The sequence below is a fragment of the Nonomuraea sp. ZG12 genome, assembly GCF_052068115.1.
In the GTDB taxonomy this organism is placed as follows: domain Bacteria; phylum Actinomycetota; class Actinomycetes; order Streptosporangiales; family Streptosporangiaceae; genus Nonomuraea.
This window is the reverse complement of sequence record NZ_JBQHCW010000020.1, coordinates 22141-40771: the sequence shown is the minus strand read 5'-3', so window position 1 is coordinate 40771 and position 18631 is coordinate 22141. Positions and strand designations below refer to the sequence as shown.

Below are 18631 nucleotides of genomic sequence, written 5' to 3'. Positions count from 1 at the left end.
GCTCGGTATCAGGGCAAGTCGAAGTACAGTGGCTCATCGAGGAGGGGCCAATGAAGCTGCGGCTTGCGCGACACGCCCTCGGTGACGCCGTGGTGGTGGCCGTTGCGGGAGAGCTCGACCTGTTCACCGCGCCATTCCTCCGGGACGAGGTGCGCGACGCGATCAAGCAGGACAGCGCCAGACTCGTCCTCGATCTTCAGCAGTTGTCCTTCATGGACTCCAGCGGTCTGTCCGTGCTGATCGAGGCCTGGCGGCTGGCGACCAGCGAGGGCGGCGGCGTCTCGCTGGCGGCTCCGCAGGCGCCGGTGGCCCGGATTCTGCGCACGACCGGCCTGGACCGGCGCATCAAGGTCTACTCCGACGTGGACAGCGCCGTGGGAGGAATTTGACCCGCCCCCGAGTAGAACTTCATTCGGTTGGCGGGTTAGGGTCCGTGCTATGGACGTGAACGGATCTGCAGCAATCATTTCCGGCGGTGCCAGCGGCCTCGGTGAGGCCACGGCCCGAGAGCTGGCGCGGCTGGGCGCCACCGTGGTCATCGCCGACCTCAACGAGGAGCGCGGCAAGGCCGTCGCTGACGAGCTCGGCGGCGTCTTCGCCAAGACGGACGTGTCGGACGACGAGCAGGTGCAGGCGGCCGTGGACGCCGCCGTGGCCACCGGCAAGCCGCTGCGCGTGGTGATCAACAGCGCCGGCATCGGCTGGGCGGAGCGCACCGTCAACCGCGAGGGAGCGCCGCACAACCCGGCCTCCTACCGCAAGGTCATCGAGGTCAACCTGATCGGCACGTTCAACCTCATGCGCATCGGCGCGGCCGCCATCGCCAGAACCGAGCCGGCCGACGCCGACGGGCAGCGCGGCGTGGTGATCAACACCGCCTCCGTGGCCGCGCTGGAGGGGCAGACCGGCCAGCTCGCCTACAGCGCCTCCAAGGGCGGCATCGTGGGCATGACCGTGCCCGCCGCCCGCGACCTGGCCGCCATCGGCGTGCGGGTCAACACGATCTGCCCCGGCATCATCGACACCCCCATCTACGGCTTCTCGCCGAACTCCGAGGAGTTCAAGGCCAAGCTGGTGGCCCCGGTGGTCTTCCCCAAGCGCATGGGCCGTGCCGACGAGTTCGCCCACCTGGTGGCCTCGCTCATCGCCAACGACTACATGAACGCCGAAGTCGTCCGTTTCGACGGCGGCATCCGCTTCCAGCCCAAGTAGCCGGCCAAGACAGAGTGAGGTCTCGTGTCTGACGAAGTACTCGTCGAGGAGTCCGACGGCGTAGCCGTGATCACCATCAACCGTCCCAAGGCGCGCAACGCCATCAATGGAGCGGTCGCGCGGGGCGTCGCGGAGGTGCTGGACGCGCTCGACGCACGTCCCGAAATTTCGGTGTACGTCCTGACCGGGGCGGGTGGCACGTTCTCCGCCGGGATGGACCTGAAGGGGTTCCTGACCGGCGACCTGCCCGTGGTGAAGGGGCGCGGCTTCGGCGGCCTGACCGAGGCGCCGCCCAAGAAGCCCGTCGTCGCCGCCGTCGAGGGGTACGCGCTCGCGGGCGGCTTCGAGCTGGCCCTGGCCTGCGACCTCATCGTGGCCTCGGCGGAGTCGAAGTTCGGTCTGCCGGAGCCCAAGCGCGGCCTCGTGGCGGGCGCGGGCGGCATCATGCGCCTGCCGCGCAGGATCCCGTACCACATCGCCATGGAGCTCGCCCTGACCGGCGACCACTACCCCGCCTCCCGCCTGTACGAGCTGGGCCTGGTCAACCGGATCACCGAGCCGGGCGCGGCCCTGGAGGGGGCGCTGGAGCTGGCCCGCAAGGTCGCCCAGAACGCGCCGCTCGCGCTCGCCGCGACCAAGAAGGTGATCATCGAGTCGCAGGACTGGTCGCTGGAGGAGATGTTCGCCAAGCAGTCCGAGATCATCAACCCGGTGTTCGGCTCCAAGGACGCCATGGAGGGCGCCGCGGCCTTCGCGGAGAAGCGCGCTCCCCAGTGGAAGGGCGAGTAGCCCGGCACCCCCGCATCACCGGCCCCCTCCCGCCACCACCGCCCCCTCCCGCCATCGGCCACCTTCCGATGGCGGGAGGGGGTTTTTACGCGGGCTTGCGGCTTCCTACGTACGGTTGAGGGACACGACCTCTTTGGGAGACGCGGATGAGCGACTATTCGAGATCCCCGTTCGAGTCCGCCAAGCGCGGCGCGGGGACGCTGCTGTCAGGTGCCCTGAGCGCGTTGCTCCTGATGGTGGCCGTGCTCGGTGTCATGTGGCTGATCGAGATCTTCGACTACGTCACGCCGGGTGACCTGGACGCGGAGTTCGCCATCGTCGGCGGGGAGCCTGCCGGGCTGATGGGCATCTTCACCGCGCCTTTCATGCACGCGGGCTTCGGGCACCTGATGGCCAACTCGCTGCCGCTGCTGGTGCTCGGCTTCCTGGCGGGGCTGCGAGGCATCGGCAAGTTTCTCGCCGCCAGCCTTCTGATCATCGTCATCGGCGGCATCGGCACCTGGTTCACCAGTCCGAACGTCTTCACCGTGGGGGCCAGCGGGCTGGTGTTCGGCTACTTCGGCTATGTCGTGGCCCGTGGTCTGTTCGACCGGCACCTGCTGGACATCGTCATCGGCGTCGGGGTCGCGATCGCGTACTGGTCCATCTTGGCCGGCGTGCTGCCCAACCAGCCGGGCATCTCCTGGCAGGGGCACCTGTTCGGGCTCGTCGGCGGGGTGATCGCGGCCTGGGTGCTGCGCCGCAGCCCGACCGCCAAGCCTGCCTACTGAAGCAGCGAACCGGCACCGGCGCGGGCCGGTGCCGGTTCGCGTGCGACACGCTAGAGGCGCTCGACCACGTGGTCGATGCACGCGGTCAGCGCCTCGACGTCGGCCGGGTCGATGGCCGGGAACATCGCCACCCGCAGCTGGTTGCGGCCCAGCTTGCGGTAGGGCTCGGTGTCGACGATGCCGTTGGCGCGCAGCACCTTGGCCACCGCCGCCGCGTCGACGCTGTCGGCGAAGTCGATCGTGCCGACGACCTGCGAGCGGAACTCGGGGGCGGCGAACGGGGTGGCGTAGGACGACTTGTCGGCCCAGGTGTAGAGGCGCTGGGCGGAGTCGGCCGTGCGGGAGGTGGTCCAGGCCAGGCCGCCGTTGCCGTTCATCCAGTCGAGCTGGTCGGCCAGCAGGAACAGGGTCGCCACCGCCGGGGTGTTGTAGGTCTGGTCCTTGGCGGAGTTGTCGACGGCCACCGGCAGGCTGAAGAACTCCGGCACGTAGCGGCCGCTGCCGGCGATCTCCTCGACCCTGGCCAGGGCGCGCGGCGACATGAGCGCGATCCACAGGCCGCCGTCGGAGGCGAAGCTCTTCTGCGGGGCGAAGTAGTAGACGTCGGTCTCCGACACGTCCACGGGCAGGCCGCCCGCCCCGGAGGTCGCGTCGACGAGCACGAGGGCGTCGTCGCCGCCGACCCGGCTGATCGGCATGGCCACGCCGGTGGAGGTCTCGTTGTGGGTGAGCGCGTAGACGTCGACGCCGTCCTCGGCGACCGCCCGCGGGTGGGTGCCGACCTCGGAGGTGATCACCGACGGCTCGCCCAGCCAGGGGGCCTTCTTGGCCACGGTGGCGAACTTCGAGGAGAACTCGCCGAAGGACAGGTGCTGTGACCGGTCGCGGATGAGCCCGAAGGAGGCGATGTCCCAGAAGGCCGTGGTGCCGCCGTTGCCGAGCACGACCTGGTAGCCCTCGGGCAGCGAGAACAGGTCGGCCAGTCCGGAGCGCACCCGGCCGACCAGGTTCTTGACCGGCTTCTGGCGATGGGAGGTGCCCATCACGCTCGCGCCGGCCGCGGCGAGCGCCGCCAGCTGCTCGGGGCGAACCTTCGAGGGCCCGCAGCCGAAGCGGCCGTCGGCGGGCTTGATGTCAGCGGGAATCACGATGTCAGCCACGTCACCAGGTTAGCGAGCTTGGGAAACTGCCCGAGCCAGGGTCCGGATGGTGAGAAATCTTCCGGTCAGTGATCCACCTGGAGCCGGTCACGGGAGTTGATCGAAAGTTCCGTGGATCACGGGCGATTTGCCATGGAATCGATGAGGATGGGGGGAGCCTCGGGGGCGGCTGCTACAGGGAGTTCTCATGGCGGGGAGTGAAATCGGCAGGTCCCTCGAAGACTTGTTTCGCAGGCTGGTCGAGCGGCCCGCCCCGTGGCGCGGCGACTCGCCGCTGCCGCAGCTGACGATCTTTTTGGACGGCCCGGACGACGTTGACCTCGAACCGGTCATGGTGCCCGACGATCCGAGCATACCGATCTGCTCGCTGGACGCGGGCGAGGCCGGGGACGTGCGGTCGGTCGTGCGGAAGGCCGTGGACAGGCTCGGCCAGCGGATCGGGCACAAGGGGCTGCCGCCGATCCGATTCCAGCTCACCGAGTTCGTGCTGCTGGTGATCGAGCGCAAGCTCGCGGGGGAGACCGAGGTCCCGCAGATGGAGAAGGCGCTCTCCGCGCACCGGCCGGGACGGCTCCAGGACGGCCAGGAGCGGCCGATCGTGGTCTGGCTGGACTATCTGAGCAGGCTGCTCACCGGCTGGATCCCGGCGGCCTCGCTGCTCGCCGCCCTGGCCGGTCAGCTGATCACGATCGCCGGCTGGGCGCTGAGCGTGGCGGGCGCCACGGCGGTGGCCGCCGGCCACGCCGTGCTGCTCGCTCGCACCCACATCAGGAGCTCGTGGTTCCGGCGCCAGCGGCTCCGCCCGCGCCACCCGTGGGAGCGGCTGCCCGCCTACGCCGAGAGGCTGGCCAGGCTCACGGCGGAGCAGCTGGAGATGGTGCTGGTCAACGCCTTCCTGGAGGATCTCCGGCAGGCCTACCGGCGGCGCCGGCTGTTCCTCTGGCCGTCCTGGGCCCGCGCCTACTACTGCACCGTCTACCTGCGCAATGTGGGCGGCGCGCAGCCCCCGCCCTTCCTCACCCGGGTGAACGCCGTGCGCCGCCAGGTGGCGCGCTGGGATCCCCTGCTGGTCGTCACCTCCGGGCCGAAGCGGGATGACCTGCTGCCCAGCCTACGGACGGTGCGGGTGAACGCTGCGCGGCGGGGCGAGCCGATCGGGGACGAGGCGTACCGGGACTGGCTGCACCAGGCACGGTCCCGGTACGGCCCTTCCTGCCTGGTGATCGAGGGGGTGGCGCTGGACGAGGTCAGGCAGGCCGTCGCCCAGGACTCGCAGCGACAGTCCAAGCTGGGCCACAAGCGGGTCAGGGCCTACTGGGTCGTCGTGGCGGCGCTGCTGGTGGGGCCGCTGGTCGCGTCGGGAGCGTACATCTGGAACCTCGACAGGACCTACTGCCAGAGCCCCGACGTGCGGCGGGACCAGGGCGAGTGCATCGGCCTGTCCGACGGCGGCCACGTCTTCCACGAGCGGCTGGCCAGGCCGATCGGGCTCATCGCGGCCGAGAACGTCAAGGCGGTGGAGAGCGGCCGCTACGTGGAGGTCGCCTACATCGGCCCGATGACCGGCTCACCGCAGGCGCTGCTGGCGGGCTCCCATGGTGAGCTGTTCGGCATCGCCGCCTACCAGCAGGCGTTCAACGCCGCCACCGGCTCGCGGCCCAAGCTCCGGGTCCTGCTGGTCAACCCGGGGCAGGTGTTCAGGAAGGTCGTGGAGGCGGCTCGGCAGGTGGTCGACCGGCTGGAGTCGGGCGCGCCGGTCGTCGGGGTGATCGGCATGGCGCAGAGCAGGGCGCGCAACCAGGAGGCCATCGCGGTGCTGAACGCCGCCGGTCTCCCGGTCATGGTGACCGTGGGCACGGCCGACGACCTGGCCGTGCACCAGCGGGTGCCCGCGCCGTACTTCTTCAGGATGGCCGCGGCCAACGGCCGGCAGGCCCGGGCGACGGCCGAGTGGATCAAGGCGGGCACCGGCGACCTGCCGCGGGCCAGGACCGTGGCGCTGCTGGAGGACGTCACCGAAGGCGACCTTTACAGCATCGGCCTGTCGCGTGACTTCGCCGCCGCCTTCGGCGAGGACAAGGTCACCACGCTGCGGTACTCCGGCGGCGAGCAGCTCAAGACCCAGGTGAAGCAGGCCTGCGACGGCGGCCACGACCTGATCTTCTACACCGGGCGCGGGGACGACTTCGCCACCTTCGTCGAAGGGCTGAACGTGGGCTGCAGCCAGGCCCGCACCCACCAGGTACTCGCCTCCGACGACGTGACGAAATACGTACAGGACAACCAGCAGGCGCTGGGCGAGCACCCCAACATGCGCCTGCACTACGTCACGTTGGCGTGGGAGGGAGCCTGGGAGTCACCATGGGCGGGGGAGGGACGCGGGGGCAAGGCGCAGATCGCCAGGATCCTGGCACTGATCAAGGCCGACCCGCAGCCGTCGAAGCTGCACTCCATGCTCGCCTACGACGCCACGCTCGCCCTCGGGCTCGCCATCGGCTCCGCCTACGGGGGCACCGGCTCGCTGCCCGACAAGGGCACGGTCCTGTACGGCCTGGGCGCGCTGGGCACGCAGTACGGGACGACGGGGGTGATCGAGTTCACCCGGGGACGGGTGCCGCACGAGTCGGTCGGCAAGGCCGTCATGCTGGTCCAGGTCCCGGAGCGGGCGGTCGGTCAGGCGAAGGAGCAGCGCCTGGTGGGCCTGTGCGGCAGGCTCACCGAGTTGGTGCCGCCGCGGCCCGCCTGCCCGGACGCGGCGCTGCGCGGGGGGTGAGAACGGAGAACGGCCCGCCGGTCGGGCGGGCCGTTCGCTGCGAAGCCGAGATCGTGCCGTGATCGGATGTGCGGTGATCAGATGGTGCCGGCGACCTCGGTGGCGCCGGGCACGTCACTGAGCGGACGCGACGCCGGGCCGATGTAGTTGGCGCTGGGACGCACCAGCCTGCCCGTGAGCTTCTGCTCAAGGATGTGCGCGGCCCAACCGGCCGTGCGGGCGCAGGTGAACATCGACGTGAACATGTGCGAGGGCACCTCGGCGAAGTCCAGGACCACCGCGGCCCAGTACTCGACGTTGGTGGCCAGCACCCGGTCGGGCTTGCGGGCGTGCAACTCCTCCAGCGCCGCCTGCTCCAGCGCCGCCGCGACCTCGTACCGCGGCGCGTCGAGCTCCTTGGCGGTGCGGCGGAGCACCCGGGCCCGCGGGTCTTCGGCGCGGTAGACGCGGTGACCGAAGCCCATGAGCCGGCTGCCCTTGTCGAGCTCGCTCTGTACGTACTTCTTGGCGTCGCCCAGCTTCTCGACGCCCTCGATCATGCCCAGCACGCGGGCCGGGGCCCCGCCGTGCAGCGGCCCCGACATCGCGCCGACCGCGCCGGAGAGCGCGGCGGCCACGTCGGCGCCGGTGGAGGCGATGACACGGGCGGTGAACGTGGACGCGTTCATGCCGTGCTCGGCCGCCGAGGTCCAGTAGGCGTCGATGGCCCTGACATGCTTGGGATCGGGCTCACCGCGCCAGCGGACCATGAAGCGTTCGACGATGGTCTTGGCCTCGTCGACGCGGCTCTGCGGCACCATCGGCAGGCCGAGGCCCCGCGCCGACTGCGCCACGAAGGACAGGGCCATCACGGAGGCGCGTGCGAGCTGGTCGCGGGCCTCCTCGTCACTGATGTCGAGCAACGGCTTGAAGCCATAGGCCGGAGCCAGCATGGCCAGCGCGCTCTGTACGTCAACGCGGATGTCACCGGAATGGACAGGGATGGGGTACGGCTCCGCCGGGGGTAGACCCGGTTGGAACTTGTTGTCGACCAGCAGGCCCCAAACGTGCCCGAAGGGGACACGGCCGACCAGCTCCTCGATGTCAACGCCCCGGTATCGAAGGGCGCCCCCTTCTTTGTCCGGTTCCGCGATCTCGGTCTCGAAAGCTACAACGCCCTCGAGGCCGGGTTTGAAGTCGGACATTCTCGGCCGCCTCCCTTTCTTGCCATGTTCCGGCAATGCCTTGATGTCGAGATACCGGCGGGTCAATTTAACCCCCTCCCGCCCGGTGGTCGCCCTCCGGACCCGCCGAAACGCCATAACAGCTGGTGAGAGGCGGTGTGAGGGTTCTGCCCCCGAGCGCGGGAGAATACCGCTTGTGGATGCCACCTCGCGCCCGCCCTCACTGGCGGGGCTCCGCCGCACCTACGAGGGCGAACCGCTGCTCGAAGCCGCCGTCGCGGCCGATCCCATCGCGCAATTCACCGTCTGGTTCGGGGAGGCGCTCGACGCCGGCCTGCCCGAGCCCAACGCCATGGTGCTGGCGACCGCCTCCAAGGCCGGTCGGCCGAGCGCCAGGACCGTCCTGCTGAAGGGCTACGACGAACGCGGGTTCGTCTTCTACACCAACTACGAGTCACGTAAGGGCCGCGACCTGGCGGAGAACCCGCGGGCCTCGCTGCTGTTCCCGTGGCACCCGATGCGCCGCCAGGTGCGCGTCGAGGGCTCGGTTGTGCGGCTGCCTCACGAGGAGTCGGCCGCCTACTTCGCCTCCAGGCCGTACGGCTCCCGCATCGGGGCCTGGGCGTCACGACAGTCCGCCGTCGTGCGGTCCAGGGAGGAGCTGGACGCCCGCTACGAGGAACTGGCGGCCCGCTGGCCGGACGATCCGCCGGTGCCCGACTTCTGGGGCGGCTATCTGGTGGCTCCGGTGGAGATGGAGTTCTGGCAGGGGCAGCTCGACCGGATGCACGACAGGCTTCGCTACCGGCGCACCGGACCCCGGTGGGTGGTGGAGAGGCTCGCCCCTTAATGTCCATCAAGTGGCTTTCGGGGAGTTCGTCAAACGGCATCTGGTAGACACCCGGCCACTGTCGGTGCCCGCCTACCGGCGGCTGTGGGCGGGCCAGGCCGTCTCCCACGTCGGCCTGGCGGTCACCGTCGTCGCGGTCAGCCAGCAGGTCTACGAGCTGACCGGCTCGTCGTTCTGGGTCGGCATGCTCGGCCTGGCCAACCTCATCCCGCTGGTGGTGTTCGGGCTGTGGGGCGGCGCGGTCGCCGACGCCGTGGACCGGCGCAAGCTGCTCGTGGCCGGGTCGCTGGTGGCCTGGGTGAGCACCGTGCTCATCCTGGTCCAGTCGCTGCTCGGGGTGCCCGACGTGTACGTGCTGCTCGGCACGGTCGCGCTGGGCGCCGCCGGTTTCGCCGTCAGCTCCTCCACCAGGGGCGCGATCATCCCGAGACTGCTGCCGCCCGAGCTGGTCCCGTCGGCCAACGCCCTCAACTCGCTCGTCTACAGCATGGGCGCGGTCGGCGGGCCGATGCTCGGCGGCGTCGTGCTCGTCCACGGCGGCTTCGCCGCGGCCTACGCGGTCGACGCCGTGCTCTTCACCGCCGGCCTCTACGCGGCCCTGAGGCTGCCCTCGCTCGCGCCCCTGGGGGCCGTCTCCAGGCCGGGCTGGCGGTCCGTGGCGGAGGGGCTGAGGTTCATCCTCACCACGCCGGTGTTGCTGATGTCCTTCGTCGTGGACATCATCGCGATGGTCTTCGCGCTGCCCCGGGCGCTCTTCCCCGAGCTGGTCGACCTGCGCTTCGGCGGGTCGCTGTTCGCGCTGAGCTGGCTGGTCGCCGCGATGGCCGTCGGCTCGGTGTTCGGCGGGCTCTTCTCCGGCTGGGTCACCCGGATCAAGCGGCAAGGGCTGGCGCTGACGCTCGTGATCGCCGTGTGGGGCCTGGCGGTCGCCGCCGCCGGGCTCTCCCAGCAGCTGTGGATGGTGCTGCTGTTCATGGCCGTCGGGGGAGCGGCGGACGTGGTCTCCTCGGTGTGGCGGCAGTCCATCCTGCAGCTCTACGCACCCGACGAGATGCGCGGGCGGATGCAGGGCGTCTTCATGGTCGTGGTCGCCGGCGGTCCCCGGCTGGGCGACGTGCGGGCCGGCGCCACCGCCTCGGTGTTCGGGCTCACCACCGCGTGGGTGGGAGGCGGCCTGGCGTGTGCCGTCGCCGTCCTGGTCGTCGGCCTGTCGGTGGCCGGCTTCAGGACGTACAGGGCGCGCTGAGGGCGTTCAGGACGTGTTCAGGACGTACAGGGCGCGCGCCGAGGGCGTTCAGGCGGTGCGGGCGGCCACCTGGAGGTCGGCGAGGAAGCCCGCGTAGGCGGCGTCCCTGTCGGGGGCGCGCAGCACGGCCGAAGGGTGCACGGTGGCCACCGCCACCGCGGTCACCTCCGCCGGCACGTCGTCGCCCAGCGGCACCGGCTCACCGCGCTGCCTAGTGACGCGGAAGTCCCGGCCGAGCACCGCCCGCGCGGCCGTCGCGCCGAGCACCACGACCACTTCCGGCCGCACCACGGCCAGTTCGGCGTTCAGCCACGGCCGGCAGGCGTCCACCTCGGCCGCCGTCGGCTTCTGGTGGATCCGCCGCTTGCCCCGGGACGTGAAAGAGAAATGTTTGACCGCGTTCGTCAGATAGACCTCGTCCCGGTCGATGCCCGCCTCCTCCAGACCCCGGTCGAGCACACGCCCCGCCGGGCCGACGAACGGGTGGCCCTTGAGGTCCTCCTGATCGCCCGGCTGCTCGCCGACCAGCATGAACCTGGCTTCGGCCGGGCCCTCGCCGAACACCGTACGGGTCGCGTTCCGGTACAGACCGCAGCCTTCACAGGCTGCCGCCGCGCCCCGCAGGGACGCGAGATCGAGGTGGTCGGGAAGGAACCGGGCCGCGGAGTTGTTGCCATCCTTTGCCATCGTCAGTCGTTCTCCCCATAGGCTTTGGCACCTGACTTCCTGTGCCCGTAGCGGACGGGCTCAGTCCCTGCCCTGACCGGCGTAGCATTTCAGTTGGGAGGAGCCTTGACCGCACACGGCCTGATCGACACTACGGAGATGTATCTCCGTACGATTTACGAGCTCGAGGAAGAGGGCATCGTCCCCCTTCGCGCGCGCATTGCCGAGCGCCTGCAGCAGAGCGGCCCCACCGTGAGCCAGACCGTCGCCCGCATGGAGCGGGACGGCCTCGTTCGCGTGGAGGGTGACCGCCACCTGTCCATGACCGAGCTGGGGCGCACACTCGCCACCCGCGTCATGCGTAAACACCGGCTCGCCGAATGCCTGCTGATCGATGTGATCGGGCTTCCGTGGGAAGAGGTGCACATCGAGGCGTGCCGCTGGGAGCACGTGATGTCGGAGTCCGTTGAGACGCGCCTGGTCAAGCTGCTCAACAACCCCACGTCCTGCCCCCACGGCAACCCCATTCCGGGGCTCGCCGAGCTGGGCGCCACCGAGCCCGTCGAGCACGTCGGCAGCGCGCTGGTCGCCATGACGGAGCTCGCCGGAGCTCATGGCGTCCCCGTGGTGGTCCGGCGAATTAGCGAACAAGTGCAAAGCGATCCCGCTCTCATGCTTAAACTCAAGCAAGTTGGGATACAACCCGGACGCGAGGTGACGCTCGCGGCGAGCGACGACGGTGTGCGGGTGACAGGTGACGGTGACGCGAACGACTCTCTCGCGGAGATTCCGCGTGACGTTGCCGCGCACGTCTTCGTCACCAAGCGCTGACGCACGCGCGGCTGATTGGTTGAATCCCACCCGGGAGACACTCCACTCCCCCCCGGCCAAGACTGTTGCAGGAGCGCCCGTGGTCCGCTTTTCGCGCATGCCTCCCCGAGGAGTGGTTCCCGGATGAAGCGATGGGGGGATCTTTCCCAGGACGCGACCGACCAGCTCACCGCCGCGTCTGTCCTCGATCACGCCGACATGGCCGTGGTCGTCACGGACCGCTTCAGCAATCTCCTTTACTGGAACCCGTTCGCCGAGAAGCTGTTCGGCAGGCCAGGCAAGTCCGCGCGCGACGCGTCGGCCCTGTCGCTCGGGATCATGGAGAAGGACCACCCGCAGGCCATCGAGCTCGCCAAGCACGTGCTCAAGGGCGGCGTGTGGGAGGGCACCGTCGACGTCCGGCGCCCCGACGGCACGATCGTCTACGTCCGGGCCCAGGCCGTGCCGCTGCGTCACCCGTCCGGCTCGGTGACCGGGATCGTCATCAGCGCCCGGGAGGCGCTGCGCAGCAACGAGCGCGAGAAGGACCGCTTCGGCCTGCTGGAGCGCATCGGCGAGCGGCTCGCGGGCTCCCTCTACGTCGAGGAGACGCTCAAGCGGGTCGCCGAGATGCTGGTGCCGCAGTTCGCCGACCACTGCTTCATCGAGCTGATGGAGGGCGACCGGCTGGTCCGCCGGATCTCCCAGCACGTGCAGAGCTGGGAGCCGCCGCCCGGCACCTGGAAGCCGGTGGGCGCGGAGATCCGCTATCCCGCCGGCCACTACGCCGACGCGGCGATGCGCCGCCAGGAGACCATCCTCGTCGACGACTTCGCCGCCAACAGCTTCCCCGCGCCGTCCGAGGGCAGCGCGCGGCTGTGCGGCGAGGTCGGCATGAACTCCGCGATCGTCGCCCCGCTCAGCGTGCGCGGCGAGACGCTGGGGCTGATGTACCTCGGGCTGTCCAACCTCACCGAGCGCCGCAGCCCCCACTACGACGCCTTCGACCGTGACTTCGTGGGGGCCATCGCCACCCGGGTCGCGCTCGCGATCGACAACGCGCTGCTGTTCGAGGAGGAGCGGCACACCGCCGAGTCGTTCCAGAAGCACCTGCTCCCCAGGGCGCTGCCGCAGCTCGACGGCCTGCAGATCGCCGTCCGCTACTACCCCGCCGCGCCGCTCGCCTCCCACGGCCAGGGCATCCAGACCCAGGTGGGCGGCGACTGGTACGACGTGATCCCGCTGTCGGCCGGCCGGGTCGGCATCGTGATCGGCGACGTGGAGGGCCGGGGCGCCAAGGCGGCGGCCATCATGGGCCAGCTCAGGGCCGCGCTGCGCGCCTTCGCCCAGGACGACAAGTCGCCCGCCGACATCCTGGCCAGGCTGGACGAGTGGACGCGCATCATCGCCACGCCCGAGCGCGACGACAGCGGCACCGACGTGAGCGTCCCGCCCATCGTGACCTGCCAGTATCTCGTCTACGACGCCTGGTCGCGGCAGCTGTCCTTCGCCAACGCCGGGCACGCGCCGCCCTTGCTGCTGGCCGACGGCCAGTGCGTGGAGCTCGACATCGAGGAGGTCGGGCAGCCGCTGGGCGTGCGCGCCAAGGGCCTGCACGCCGACCTCGTCTACAAGGAGGAGACCCGCACGCTGCCGCCCGGCGCCGCGCTGCTCCTCTACACCGACGGCCTGGTCGATCGCCGCCCCAACCGCCACGGCCGGATGCCCACCGACGCCGAGACGCTCGGCGTGCTCTGCGAGAAGCTCGCCAAGATGACCGACGCCGAGGTCGAGCGCATCGCCGACGTCGCGACGGTCGCGGTGCCCGGCGAGATCGACGACGACATGGCGATCCTGGTCGTCCGCTCCAGCGACCATGAGCTGGACGTGGAGGAGCGCACCTTCCCGGCCCAGCCCATCATGGTGGGGGAGGCGCGCCGGATGGCCTCGGAGGCCTTCGCCGACTGGAATGTGCCCGAGGAGCGCGCGGAGCTGGCCTGCCTGCTGGTCTCCGAAGTGGTCACCAACGTGGTGCTGCACGCCTCCACGGCGAGCGTGCCGCGCAGGGAGCTGGTGGTCGAGGGGCCGCCGCTGCCGTTCGAGGAGTCCTGGGACGTGCCGGGCTTCGAGGACGAGGTGGCCGGCGACAAGGAGTTCACGCTGCGGTTGCGCCGTGGCGGGGAGTCGGTCTGGGTCGAGGTGTTCGACCAGGACCTGCGGCTGCCCCGGATCCGCAGCGCGGGCGAGAACGACGAGGGCGGCCGCGGCCTCTACCTCGTCGACCAGCTGGCCAAGCGCTGGGGCTCACGGCCGACCAGGGAAGGTAAAGCCGTCTGGTTCGAGATTCCCACCCGTAGCCGTTGAGTGGTCTACTCGGGGCCATGGAGCTGGCCTTCGAACGCCGCGGCACCGGCGAGCCGCTGATCCTCATGCATGGCATCGGCCATCACTGGCAGGCCTGGCTGCCCGTGCTGGACCGGCTGGCGGCCTCGCGGACGGTGATCGCCGTCGACCTGCCCGGCTTCGGCCGCTCGCCCGACCTGCCCGCGGGCGTCCCCTACACCGCCGAGACGCTCGCGGACGCGGTGGAGGGGTTCTGCGCACTGCTCGGCGTACGTGAACCGCACGTGGCGGGCAACTCCCTGGGTGGCTATCTCGCTCTGGAGCTGGCCTCGCGCGGCACGGTCCGGTCGGCCACCGCGCTGTCCCCGGCGGGCTTCTGGTCGCGGGCGGAGTTGCTCTACTGCCGGGGGGTGCTGCGCGCGATGCGGGCCTCGGCCCGGTCGATGCCGCCGGAGCAGGCGGAGATGACGGCGGAGAGCCCGTTGGGGCGCGCCCTGACGGCGGGGCTGCTGGTCGCGCACCCGGCCAGGCTGACGCCGAGCGCCCTGATCGCCGCCACCCAGGCGCTGGGGGAGTCCACCGGGTTCGAGCCGACGCTGGAGTCGTTCGCCAACGTGCTGCCGCCCGCGCCGCCGAAGTCGCCGATCACCATCGCCTGGGGCGAGCACGACCGGCTCCTGCCGCGCCGCCAGGCGGTGCGCGCCGCCAAGTGGTCTGGGCAGCGCGTCAAGCTGCTCAGGGGGTGCGGGCACGTCCCGATGAGCGACGATCCCGGTCTGGTGGCCAGGGTGCTGCTGGCGGGCAGCGGCGGTTAGGCAGCGGCAGCGCGCCGAGCTCGCCCCCGCTTCGTCGGCGCCCTTCCCGGCTAGCGCATGGTCTGGCCCCACAGCAGCAGCATGACGATGATGAACACGATCATCACCCCTGCGTAGCCGACAGGGCCGAGCCGGATCGCCCGGCGCACGCGGTTGAGGCACCAGGCGAACAGCAGTGCCAGAAAGACCAGGAGGATCAGGCCGCCGTCCATGGTGACCAGTATGCGCTGCCGGGCGGCCGGGCGCGGCGGTTCAGAACGCTCGTGAATGCTCCGGAACGCCTCAGAATCCGAAGGATCGGCCGATGATCTCCTTCATGATCTCGGTCGTGCCGCCGTAGATGGTCTGCACGCGACTGTCGAGCCAGGCCTTGGCGACCGGATACTCCATCATGTAGCCGTAGCCGCCGTGGAGCTGGAGGCAGCGGTCGATGACCTTGGTCTGCAGCTCGGTGGTCCACCACTTGGCCTTGGCCGCGTCCACCGCGGAGAGCTCCTCGGCGTTGAGCGCCAGGATGCACTTGTCGACGTAGTGGCGGGCGATCTCCGTCTCGGTGGCCAGCTCGGCCAGGACGAACCGGGTGTTCTGGAAGGACCCGATGTTCCGCCCGAAGGCCTGCCGGCTCTTGCAGTACTCGATCGTCTGCTCCAGCACGGTCTCGGCCGCGGCCACCGCCGCCACCGCGATCGACAGCCGTTCCTGGGGCAGGTTGTGCATCAGCTGGATGAAGCCCTCGCCGTCGTTCGGGCCGAGCCGGTTGGCGACGGGCACCCGTACGTTCTCGAAGAACAGCTCGGCCGTGTCCTGCGCCTTCATGCCGACCTTGTCCAGGTTGCGGCCGTGACCGAACCCGTCCATCCCGCGCTCGACCACCAGCAGCGTGGTGCCCCTCGCCCCGGCGGACGGGTCGGTCTTGGCGACCACCACCACGAGGTCGGCGTTGATGCCGTTGGTGATGAACGTCTTCTGCCCGTTCACGAGGTAGTGATCGCCCTCGCGGACCGCCGTGGTCCTGATCCCCTGCAGGTCGCTGCCGGCGCCCGGCTCAGTCATCGCGATCGCGGTGATCAGCTCGCCGGCGGCGAAGCCGGGCAGCCAGCGGCGCTTCTGCTCCTCGTCGGTCAGGTGGACGAGGTAGGGCGCCACGACGTCGTTGTGCAGCGAGAAGCCCAGGCCGGACGCGCCCTGGCGCATGATCTCCTCAAGGATCACCGCGTTGTAGCGGAAGTCCGTGATGCCGGCACCGCCGTACTCCTCGGGCACCGAGAAGCCGAAGACGCCGATCTCGCCGGCCTTCTTCCAGACCTCGCGGGGGACGATGCCGTCCTTCTCCCACCGGTCGTGGTGGGGGGCGACCTCACGGGTCAGGAACTCGCGCACGGTGTCGCGGAAGAGCAAGTGCTCCTCGTCGAAAAGATCTCGCCGCATATCGCCTCCAAGCAGGGGAAATGTGACCGTAGAATACTATTCTGTTACTCGTACGTATAACTGCGCTGATCGGATGGTTTCCGGTGCGGACACGGGTTCATCACAAGTGATGGTAGATGTACTTGTTGCACGGCTGCCGACCCTAAGATCTACCTTCGGTTTACTGTGTGATCGGAGTTGCCGTGAGTCGGTGGCGCAAGGCGTGGATCGCCGCAACGTTCGGCTTGGCTGCCTCGGCCTCGTTCGTCGCGATACCCGCCGAGGCCGAGACGTTCAGCCTGGTCGTGGACTACAGCTGCACCGGCGGGATCGCCGGGAGCGCCACGGTCAATCTCAAGGCCCGCGTGCAGATCCCGACCACGGTGCAGCAGGGCGGCATGCTCAAGCTGGGCTGGTCGATCGAGCAGGTGGGCACCACCCGGTTCAAGTCCCCCGACTACTACGCCGAGGGCGCCCAGGTCTCCTTGATCGGCAACGTCAAGCTCGACGGCGCGTGGAACGGCACCCTTGAGGCGCACGGCAGCGAGGAGCAGGGCGCGCTCAAGCCCCACCTGCCGTTGACGCCCCCGGAAGGCCTGTCCTCCGAGGCGCACATGACCGAAAGCGGCGTCATCAAGCTCACCCCGCAGGCGATGAGCGTGGACTTCGTCCCGCCCGCCGGTGAGGTCGTCATCAACAACGACGACCCCCGGGTGATCTACCGCCACAACTGGGCCCTGCAGCCCGGCACCAACGTCGAGTACGGCGACTGGCTGCGGGACGTGCACATGACCACCACGCGCAAGGACGAGGCGATCATCCGGTTCCGGGGCACCGGGTTCGAGTACATCGGCCGCGAGCAGCCCGGCCTGGGCCAGGTCAGAGTGATCATCGACGATGACAATGGGACGGTCGTGGACCCGACCCTGGACTCCAGCGGCAACCCCACCGCCTCGATCAAGGGCAACGTCTCCCTCTGGGAGCGCACGGACCTCCCGTACGGGCTGCACACCGCCCGGATCAGGAGCATCGACGACGGCAAGCCCATCTACCTCGACGCCTTCAAGCTGCACACGCGCGAGCTGATCGACCCGCCGACAGAGCACCGCTCCACCTGCACGATCACCAACAACCCGGGCACCGTCGAGATCACCGTGGGAGGGGGGACGACCCCGGACCCCACGGACGAACCGACCGATGACCCTACGGACGAACCCACGGACGACCCGAACCCGGATCCCGACCCGGACCCGGGCGACGACACGCCCCCGCAGCACAACGCCTTCCCCACGGGCAACCACGTGACCGTGGTGGTGCCCGGCAGCACCAAGTCGCCCACCCCCAGCCCTTCGGCCTCCGCCAGCCCCACCCCCACGAAGGCGCAGGTCGCCAACACGCCCAAGGGCGGCGTGGACACCGGTGAGGCGCCCGAGCCGGGGGCGGCGGGACCGTACGGGCTGATCGCGGGCGGATCCCTGATGCTCGCGGGGAGCGTCACCGGAGGGCTGCTGCTACGGCGGCGGCGCGCGCGACACGCCGGAGGGACGATCTGATGACCGAACAGAAGTCGCTGCTGACCAGGGCCACGCCGGGGCTGCTGATCGCCGGTTCGCTGGGCGGCGTGGGTGCCATCATGGTGGGGCTGCTCGCGCTCGCCCCCACGGTTGACGACGGTTCGGCGTCGGTCCCCGTGGTGGCGCAGGACCAGCCGAGCACCCTGGAGTACCAGAACGCGGGCGCGTTCCAGCTGCCGCCGAGCGTCGGCCCCGGCGGCAAGAACGTGCCGCTCACCCCGGCCCGCCTCGACGCGCCCCCACCCCTGGCCGCCGCCCCGGTCGTGGCCGCGATCCCGCCGGCCAAGACCAAGGCCGCCAAGGCCAAGGCCAAGCCGCTGCGCATCCGGATCCCCAAGATCAAGGTGAACGCACCGGTCGGCACCGTGACGGTGTCCAAAACCGGGGTTCTGGGCACGCCGCCGCTGAGCAAGCCCAACCTCACCGGCTGGTACCGCCACAGCCCGCTCCCCGGCGAGCTCGGCCCCTCGGTGATCAACGGCCACGTCAACACCAAGAAGGGCGCGGCCGTCTTCAAGCGCCTCGGGGAGCTGGCCAAGGGCGACAAGATCTACGTGTACCGCTCGGACGGCAAGGTCACCCGCTTCACGGTGAGCGGCATCGAGCAGGTGGGCAAGAAGACGTTCCCGACGGCCCGCGTCTACGGCAACACGGCCAACTCGCAGCTCAGGCTGATCACGTGCGGCGGCATCTACAACAAGTCGGCGCACAGCTACACGGACAACATCATCGTGTACGCGACGCTGTCGAAGAAGAAGGGCTGACTGCGGGGTTTTGGTCTTTTACAGAAGATTGACAGGATAAGTTCGTATGATCTAAACCCAACCGTGACACGCGGCTGGAAGCGTGAGTACGCCCTGTAGTGAACTGTGCTGAAATGGAGAAGGACAGTGCTGACGTCCAAGGCGCGGCGCCGCCTCGCCCAGAAGACCTCCGCCTTAGGGCTGACGGGCACTCTTGTCCTCTTCGCCGGAGCGTTACTCGCCGGCCCGACGCCAGCGGCCGCCGAGGCCGAAACTGCGTCCATGGCGGTGACGAAGCAGTTCAGTTACA

At 69.9% G+C, this 18631-nt stretch carries 17 protein-coding genes; 12 read left to right on the top strand and 5 right to left on the bottom strand.

Features of this window, described 5'->3' with window-relative positions:
- The first annotated feature begins 50 nt into the window (after positions 1-50).
- The 4 genes from ACTMTF_RS36630 (at position 51) to ACTMTF_RS36615 (ending at position 2771) form a co-directional block, all read left to right on the top strand.
- Positions 51-389, top strand: a complete 339-nt coding sequence (locus ACTMTF_RS36630; protein ID WP_189141294.1) for an STAS domain-containing protein — start codon at positions 51-53, stop codon at positions 387-389.
- 49 nt (positions 390-438) lie between these two features.
- Positions 439-1212, top strand: a complete 774-nt coding sequence (locus tag ACTMTF_RS36625) for an SDR family NAD(P)-dependent oxidoreductase (RefSeq protein ID WP_441114771.1) — start codon at positions 439-441, stop codon at positions 1210-1212.
- 24 nt (positions 1213-1236) lie between these two features.
- Entirely contained in the window at positions 1237-2001 is a 765-nt protein-coding gene (locus ACTMTF_RS36620; protein ID WP_441114770.1) for a crotonase/enoyl-CoA hydratase family protein, read from the top strand.
- Positions 2002-2147: 146 nt separating this feature from the next.
- Positions 2148-2771, top strand: coding sequence for a rhomboid family intramembrane serine protease (locus tag ACTMTF_RS36615; RefSeq protein WP_397010826.1), 624 nt, complete (start codon positions 2148-2150; stop codon positions 2769-2771).
- A 50-nt stretch (positions 2772-2821) separates the two neighbouring features.
- Here ACTMTF_RS36615 and serC read toward each other — a convergent pair whose 3' ends face one another.
- Positions 2822-3931: a phosphoserine transaminase gene (gene serC / locus ACTMTF_RS36610; protein ID WP_397010825.1), complete on the bottom strand. Its 1110-nt coding sequence runs from the start codon at positions 3929-3931 to the stop codon at positions 2822-2824.
- Between the two features lie 187 nt (positions 3932-4118).
- Here serC and ACTMTF_RS36605 point away from each other — a divergent pair, with 187 nt between their 5' ends.
- Entirely contained in the window at positions 4119-6704 is a 2586-nt protein-coding gene (locus tag ACTMTF_RS36605; RefSeq protein WP_441114769.1) for an ABC transporter substrate-binding protein, read from the top strand.
- Positions 6705-6781: 77 nt separating this feature from the next.
- Here ACTMTF_RS36605 and ACTMTF_RS36600 read toward each other — a convergent pair whose 3' ends face one another.
- Entirely contained in the window at positions 6782-7888 is a 1107-nt protein-coding gene (locus ACTMTF_RS36600; protein WP_397010823.1) for a citrate synthase 2, read from the bottom strand.
- A gap of 175 nt (positions 7889-8063) precedes the next feature.
- Between ACTMTF_RS36600 and pdxH the strand changes: the two genes are divergently transcribed.
- A complete protein-coding gene (gene pdxH / locus ACTMTF_RS36595; protein WP_397010822.1) occupies positions 8064-8717 on the top strand; it encodes a pyridoxamine 5'-phosphate oxidase in 654 nt (217 codons plus the stop codon).
- Between the two features lie 10 nt (positions 8718-8727).
- A complete protein-coding gene (locus ACTMTF_RS36590) occupies positions 8728-9963 on the top strand; it encodes an MFS transporter (protein WP_441114768.1) in 1236 nt (411 codons plus the stop codon).
- 48 nt (positions 9964-10011) lie between these two features.
- Here ACTMTF_RS36590 and ACTMTF_RS36585 read toward each other — a convergent pair whose 3' ends face one another.
- Positions 10012-10650 (bottom strand): UdgX family uracil-DNA binding protein, encoded by a 639-nt coding sequence (locus tag ACTMTF_RS36585; protein WP_441114767.1) that lies wholly within the window; start codon positions 10648-10650, stop codon positions 10012-10014.
- Positions 10651-10755: 105 nt separating this feature from the next.
- Here ACTMTF_RS36585 and ACTMTF_RS36580 point away from each other — a divergent pair, with 105 nt between their 5' ends.
- The 3 genes from ACTMTF_RS36580 (at position 10756) to ACTMTF_RS36570 (ending at position 14597) form a co-directional block, all read left to right on the top strand.
- The gene (locus ACTMTF_RS36580) at positions 10756-11460 is read left to right on the top strand and encodes a metal-dependent transcriptional regulator (protein ID WP_397010816.1); all 705 of its coding nucleotides are present in this window, start codon (positions 10756-10758) and stop codon (positions 11458-11460) included.
- A 123-nt stretch (positions 11461-11583) separates the two neighbouring features.
- Complete coding sequence (locus ACTMTF_RS36575) at positions 11584-13803, top strand: ATP-binding SpoIIE family protein phosphatase (RefSeq protein WP_397010814.1); 2220 nt, start codon at positions 11584-11586, stop codon at positions 13801-13803.
- Positions 13804-13820: 17 nt separating this feature from the next.
- The gene (locus ACTMTF_RS36570) at positions 13821-14597 is read left to right on the top strand and encodes an alpha/beta fold hydrolase (RefSeq protein ID WP_441114766.1); all 777 of its coding nucleotides are present in this window, start codon (positions 13821-13823) and stop codon (positions 14595-14597) included.
- A gap of 50 nt (positions 14598-14647) precedes the next feature.
- Here ACTMTF_RS36570 and ACTMTF_RS36565 read toward each other — a convergent pair whose 3' ends face one another.
- Positions 14648-14809 (bottom strand): hypothetical protein, encoded by a 162-nt coding sequence (locus ACTMTF_RS36565; RefSeq protein ID WP_441114765.1) that lies wholly within the window; start codon positions 14807-14809, stop codon positions 14648-14650.
- A 70-nt stretch (positions 14810-14879) separates the two neighbouring features.
- Complete coding sequence (locus tag ACTMTF_RS36560) at positions 14880-16025, bottom strand: acyl-CoA dehydrogenase family protein (RefSeq protein ID WP_441114764.1); 1146 nt, start codon at positions 16023-16025, stop codon at positions 14880-14882.
- A 182-nt stretch (positions 16026-16207) separates the two neighbouring features.
- On the opposite strand from ACTMTF_RS36560, the gene ACTMTF_RS36555 reads away from it, so the two are divergent.
- Both ACTMTF_RS36555 and ACTMTF_RS36550 read left to right on the top strand, forming a co-directional pair.
- Positions 16208-17557: a hypothetical protein gene (locus tag ACTMTF_RS36555; protein ID WP_441114763.1), complete on the top strand. Its 1350-nt coding sequence runs from the start codon at positions 16208-16210 to the stop codon at positions 17555-17557.
- Positions 17557-18342, top strand: a complete 786-nt coding sequence (locus tag ACTMTF_RS36550; RefSeq protein ID WP_441114762.1) for a class F sortase — start codon at positions 17557-17559, stop codon at positions 18340-18342. The genes ACTMTF_RS36555 and ACTMTF_RS36550 overlap by 1 nt, the downstream gene beginning before the upstream one ends.
- Positions 18343-18631: the final 289 nt, after the last annotated feature.

Bases quoted from the DNA above. Each gene is read 5' to 3' on its own strand.
- ACTMTF_RS36630 (WP_189141294.1), top strand. From the start codon at position 51: ATGAAGCTGCGGCTTGCGCGACACGCCCTCGGTGACGCCGTGGTGGTG.
- ACTMTF_RS36625 (WP_441114771.1), top strand. From the start codon at position 439: ATGGACGTGAACGGATCTGCAGCAATCATTTCCGGCGGTGCCAGCGGC.
- ACTMTF_RS36615 (WP_397010826.1), top strand. From the start codon at position 2,148: ATGAGCGACTATTCGAGATCCCCGTTCGAGTCCGCCAAGCGCGGCGCG.
- ACTMTF_RS36605 (WP_441114769.1), top strand. From the start codon at position 4,119: ATGGCGGGGAGTGAAATCGGCAGGTCCCTCGAAGACTTGTTTCGCAGG.
- ACTMTF_RS36600 (WP_397010823.1), bottom strand. From the start codon at position 7,888: ATGTCCGACTTCAAACCCGGCCTCGAGGGCGTTGTAGCTTTCGAGACC.
- ACTMTF_RS36585 (WP_441114767.1), bottom strand. From the start codon at position 10,650: ATGGCAAAGGATGGCAACAACTCCGCGGCCCGGTTCCTTCCCGACCAC.
- ACTMTF_RS36575 (WP_397010814.1), top strand. From the start codon at position 11,584: ATGAAGCGATGGGGGGATCTTTCCCAGGACGCGACCGACCAGCTCACC.
- ACTMTF_RS36570 (WP_441114766.1), top strand. From the start codon at position 13,821: ATGGAGCTGGCCTTCGAACGCCGCGGCACCGGCGAGCCGCTGATCCTC.
- ACTMTF_RS36565 (WP_441114765.1), bottom strand. From the start codon at position 14,809: ATGGACGGCGGCCTGATCCTCCTGGTCTTTCTGGCACTGCTGTTCGCC.
- ACTMTF_RS36560 (WP_441114764.1), bottom strand. From the start codon at position 16,025: ATGCGGCGAGATCTTTTCGACGAGGAGCACTTGCTCTTCCGCGACACC.
- ACTMTF_RS36550 (WP_441114762.1), top strand. From the start codon at position 17,557: ATGACCGAACAGAAGTCGCTGCTGACCAGGGCCACGCCGGGGCTGCTG.